The organism is Candidatus Izemoplasma sp., assembly GCF_982632705.1.
On sequence record NZ_CEXEES010000083.1, the window covers coordinates 1 to 5,541 of the forward strand.

Annotated in this window: 4 protein-coding genes; 3 read left to right on the plus strand and 1 reads right to left on the minus strand. The window is 30.8% G+C overall.

Annotated elements, in window-relative coordinates; all coding sequences use genetic code 11:
• The coding region (locus AC2LE6_RS08405) for a M14 family metallopeptidase (protein ID WP_484478812.1) at window positions 1-985 on the minus strand (985 nt) is incomplete at its 3' end.
• Window positions 986-1,091: 106 nt separating this feature from the next.
• Between AC2LE6_RS08405 and AC2LE6_RS08410 the strand changes: the two genes are divergently transcribed.
• The 3 genes from AC2LE6_RS08410 (at window position 1,092) to gcvT (ending at window position 5,456) form a co-directional block, all read left to right on the plus strand.
• Entirely contained in the window at window positions 1,092-2,432 is a 1,341-nt protein-coding gene (locus AC2LE6_RS08410) for an HU family DNA-binding protein (RefSeq protein WP_484478813.1), read from the plus strand.
• A 98-nt stretch (window positions 2,433-2,530) separates the two neighbouring features.
• Window positions 2,531-4,366: a bifunctional lipoate--protein ligase/lipoyl synthase gene (gene lplA / locus AC2LE6_RS08415; protein ID WP_484478814.1), complete on the plus strand. Its 1,836-nt coding sequence runs from the start codon at window positions 2,531-2,533 to the stop codon at window positions 4,364-4,366.
• Window position 4,367: 1 nt separating this feature from the next.
• Window positions 4,368-5,456: a glycine cleavage system aminomethyltransferase GcvT gene (gene gcvT, locus AC2LE6_RS08420; RefSeq protein WP_484478815.1), complete on the plus strand. Its 1,089-nt coding sequence runs from the start codon at window positions 4,368-4,370 to the stop codon at window positions 5,454-5,456.
• The last annotated feature ends 85 nt before the right edge of the window (window positions 5,457-5,541 follow it).

Here is a 5,541-nt window from a genome sequence, read left to right on the forward strand (position 1 = left end):
ATTTGTTTGAGTAATCTTTAAACCTATTATTTGAATCTATATGATGTGAATTGTTGTCAAAAAGAACGGTTTTAAATGTATTGACTGTATGTAGTAATCCTGAACCCATTGTTCCAAATTCGAAACAAAGAGCCAAAAGAGAAGATGTGTGCAAATTATCTGAATGGTTTTTGTATAGTTTTTCTGTAATATCCCCATCAGTGTCGTACATTGAGTCGTTATCCGAATCAACAATATCTTTATACGTTATATTATTTTTTAGTTCTTTTGTTCCTTCAATTTCATATCTTGAGTTAAATATCGACATTTGATGCTTTTTACCATAACCACTATGAATATCAATCCATAAGACCGATTCAATACCAGAGTATATAGAATCTAACTCATCTAAAAGATAACGAGTAGAAGGTTCATATTGAATCCCAGAATAATATATACTGTTTTGATTCTCTTTTTGTCCTTTTAAGATTGCAATGTTCATAGTCTTTACTGAATGTTTCAATATATTTTTAAATACTGTTGTATAAAACCATATATTAGAACCAAACACGGTCTTCATTTTTCTAGGAGATAAAAATGATTGAACTTTTGTGAATTCCACATTATCTAAGTTAAAATCCGTATTACTATAATTTCTGTTTAAATCAACATTATTGGCATTGAATCTTCTGAAGTGATCCATCCCATATGGATTTAGTATGTGATAGAGGATAACTTCTGTTTCATCGCTTAGTTTTGACAAGATGTTTTTGAGGAAATACATTTGACATACGTGACCAATAAACCCCTCAATACCATGCAGACCAGAACTTAGAATCAGTCTATGTATCGGTTTTGCTTGTTTAGAAATACTTATTTTATCAATATGATATTGGTTTATAGGTTGTCTTGTAGTATTTACAATATAACCCAGTTCTTGAAGGTTTGAAATAACTTGATTCATCTCTAATTTACTGTCTGTTAGATTTTCAGGATATGTAAACATAAAATACCACCTCCATAAATTAAGGCCATTATATCATATAATTTTGTTTATCTTTTGTCTTTTATTTGTATTTGTTATAAAATATAAATAAGGACGAGGTGATTATATGACAAGAACGATGCGTTTCTACAAACGTTTGTTGGATATTTCATTACTTGTTTCATACTTTTTTATGATTTTACTTGTAGCATTAATGGTCTATAGTGTTAGTGTTGGTGCGCTAAACTTTGAAGATACATCTACAGAGCCAATTATTTCAGATAATTATGCATATTTACAACCAATGTATATTTCTGTTATATCTGGAATCGTAGTATTTGTGATTGCCGCACGTGTATTTCTGCAGTTTATTACAAATACTGAAAAACTTGAAACAACAGAAAGTTACAAAAAGCAAAATGCTAAAGGTAAGAATAAGAACGACATTCAAGAAAATAAAAAGAAACAAACAGAGTTAAAACTAAGAGGAAATGAATTACTATTTGATTCTGAAAAATATGTACCTAAAAAAGAACGTGAACGACATTCTGCAGTACCATCAGTAATGGTTGAAGAAGAAAAAGTTCAAGATAAAGCAGATGAAATCATTGAACCTATTGAAGAGCAAAAACCAGTAGGAACTTTAATTAGTGATATTGTAGTAGAACCAGTGATAGATCAAAAAGCCGAAGTAACAAAGGCTAAGAAAAAACAGTATTATACAAGACTCAATAAAGCTGAAATGAATAAAATTATTGCGAAAGTACTAGGTATATCAAATTATAAAGCTAAAAAATATGTAAGTGGTCTTTTAGAGATTATAAAAGATGAACTAGTTTTGGGTAACGAGGTTAAAATTGATGACTTCGGGAAATTTAGTACAAAACTTGTAAAAGAACATAAGGGAATCAATCCTAGAACTCAGGAATCCCTAGTGATACCAGAACATAGAACAGCTAAATTTACACCTTATAAAAAGTTTAAAGATGATATCACAAATGATGTAACAGCAACGAGTGGACAATACCTGTTTACTAGAACAGCCGCGAAAGTTCTTGATGAAGATAGAGTTGCAAATGAACTAGAAAAAGAACGAATTGCTAGAGATCATATTGAAGATACTGTTACCAAACCAGCAGCAACGAAAAAACAAAAACCAGTTGCGATTAAGACATTAAAACCTAAAGTACCTAAAAAGACTAAAAAAGACATAATTGAATACATTGGGAAGGAAACAGATTTGAGTAAGAATAAGGCAAATAAATTCTTGCAAGGATTTGCTGATGTTGTTAAATCAGAACTATCAAATAAAGTAGATATTACTATTGATAAATTTGGTAAATTTACAACAATTCATATCCCTGCAAAAGACGCTGTCAATCCAGCAACGAATGAGAAAATTGTAGTTCCCGAACACAATCAAGTTAGACTGCGATTTACAGATGATTTTAAATCAAAATTTAAGTGAAGAATAAGCCTGAAAAACAGGCTTATTTTTTTTATTAAATTTGTCTTGGAAAAACAAAAAACTATGGTATCATATTCTTGTAGAAAGATGGTGAAGATATGCTTTATATAAACACGAAATCAGATACGCTAAAGGACTGTGGGTTTTATTTTGGTCTTGAAGAATATCTCATCAAAGATTTTAATGCAAATGAAGATGTGTTTCTTTTATGGAATGTTGTTCCAACTGTAATGATTGGTAGACACCAAGTTACATCAATTGAAATAGATCAATCATATGTCGATCAACACGGGATTCAAATTGTTAGAAGGAATAGTGGAGGAGGAGCAGTATATACAGATACTGGTTGCCTACAGTTTTCTTTTATTACGGATAAAAAAAATCACCAAGATATTTTTAGTTCACATGTAAAAAACATTATTGACGCAGTGAATAAACTAGGGTTAAATGCAACGTTTACAGGTAGAAATGATATTCTACATGAAGGTAGAAAATTCAGTGGTAATGCGGAATTCATCCATAAAGATAAAATGGTAATTCATGGTACAATATTATTTAATAGTAATTTAGATCATCTAATTGGATCTCTTACTCCTGATAAGGCAAAACTTACAAAACATGCAATTACATCTGTCAAATCAAGAGTGTTAAATATTCAAAGTTTAACAAATATGGATTTAGAAACATTTTATGATTTTATTGTGAATGAAATAAGAACCAAAGAAATTGATGTTAATACATTTGATCTAGAGGCAATAAATAAGTATAGTGAAAAGTTCAGAACAAACGAATGGAATTATGGAAAAAACCCTAAATTCGACATTGAAAAAAAGATGAAATTCGATTCAGGAAACTACACTTTTAGAGTCGAAGTTAAACACAATAAAGTGAAGAATATGAGTATAACCGGAGACTATTTTAGTCTCAAAAAAATTCAAGATTTTGAGAACGCTTTCATCGATGTGGATTTTACATATGAAGAATTCCATAAAATTCTAAAAAAATTCAAAGTAAAAGAATATATATATAAATTGAAAACAAGAGAGTTTCTAAGTGTCTTTTTCGAGCAAAAAAAAAGTAGAATTAGCAAACCAGATTATTTAAAAATTAAAATGACTGATTTGAATAAGGAAAACAAAGAAATCAAGACCCTTTTAAGACAAAATAACCTTTATACAGTTTGCCAAGAAGCAAGTTGTCCAAATCAATTAGAATGCTTTAGTAATAAAACAGCTACATTTATGATATTAGGTAATCACTGTACAAGAAATTGTGCATTCTGTGATGTTACAAACGACACACCTAAATCAATTGATCCTAACGAACCAAACAATATATTAAAAGCCGTCAAACTGATGGGATTAAAACATATCGTTGTGACATCTGTTACAAGAGATGATTTAGAAGATTATGGTTCTAATCAATTTGTTAAGGTCATTGAAACCTTAAAGGAACATGCTACAGGAACAACGATTGAGGTTCTAATCCCTGATTTTATGGGAGATTATGATAGTATCAAAAGAGTCGTTGATGCAAAACCAGATGTTATAAATCATAACCTGGAAACTGTACCTGATTTATATGAAGGGGTTAGAGATAATGCCAATTATCAAAGAAGCTTGAATTTAATCAAAACAGTAAAAGAATTAGATCCAACAATCTTAACCAAGTCTGGAATCATGGTTGGTATTGGAGAATCAAAATCACAAGTTTTAGAACTTATGGATGATTTAAGAAATCATAAATGTGATATAATGACCATAGGACAGTATTTACAACCTTCTAAAGATCATTTGGAAGTGAAAGAATACATTACAGAAGAACTATTTGAAGAGTATAAAAAAGAAGGTACAACAAAAGGATTCAAATATATTGCCAGTGGCCCACTTGTAAGAAGTAGTTACCAAGCCATGAAGCAATTTCAAGGAGAATAATATGAAAACTACAATTCTAAATGATAAACATCGTGCTCTTGGAGCTAAGATGGTTGAATTTGCTGGATGGGATATGCCGATTGTGTATAGTTCTATCACAGAAGAACATATGAAAGTTAGAGAAAACGCGGGATTATTCGATGTTTCACACATGGGAGAAATCTGTGTTAAAGGAGACAATGCAGAAGCATTTGTCGATTATATATTTACAAATGATGTAACCAAAATGAATGATAATCAAGTTCTATATGGAATGATGTTATACAAAACAGGTGGAGTAGTTGATGATTTACTTGTCTACAAATTTCATAAGAACCATTACCTATTAGTAGTAAACGCATCTAACGCTGATAAAGATTTTGCATGGGTTACAAAAAACAATACATTTGGTTGTGACGTTTCAAATGAATCGGATAACTTTAGTGAGATTGCATTACAAGGTCCAAAAGCACAAAGTATACTACAGAAACTTACAGACTACAATTTAGATGACATAACGTTCTTTACTCATCAAAATATAAAGATTAATGGACGATTGTGTTTAGTATCCAGAACTGGATATACAGGAGAAGATGGCTTCGAAATATATGGAACTCATCATGATGTTGACGAACTGTGGTCAAACGTTTTAGAGACTGGTGGAGAAGATGTTTTACCAATTGGTCTTGGAGCGAGAGATACTTTGAGATTTGAAGTGAACTTACCACTGTATGGACATGAGTTAAGTGATTCGATAACCCCTCTAGAAGCTGGGTATGGTTTCGCTGTGAAACTAGATGCAAACGACTTTATCGGAAAAGAAGTTTTGGTTGAACAAAAAGCAAATAAAACAACACGTAGAATTTGCGGGTTGGAATTGATCGACAAAGGAATTATGAGAGAAGGTTATAAAGTGTATCATGAAGATGTAGAAGTTGGGTTTATAACAACTGGTTATAAAGCACCTTCAACGGGTAAAGTAGTTGCCCTAGCAATGATTGATAGACCGTATGATAAATTGAACACAGAATTAACAATTGAAATCAGAAATAAATTTAAGAAAGCGATAGTTGTAAAGAAAAAGTTCTTTACTAAAAACTATAAAAAGTAGGAGGATAACTATGAGTAAAATTATTGATGGATTGTATTATGCTAACTCACATGAATGGGTAAGAGTAGAAGATGCATTTGCGTAT

Bases quoted from the DNA above. Each gene is read 5' to 3' on its own strand.
- AC2LE6_RS08410 (WP_484478813.1), top strand. From the start codon at position 1,092: ATGACAAGAACGATGCGTTTCTACAAACGTTTGTTGGATATTTCATTA.
- lplA (WP_484478814.1), top strand. From the start codon at position 2,531: ATGCTTTATATAAACACGAAATCAGATACGCTAAAGGACTGTGGGTTT.
- gcvT (WP_484478815.1), top strand. From the start codon at position 4,368: ATGAAAACTACAATTCTAAATGATAAACATCGTGCTCTTGGAGCTAAG.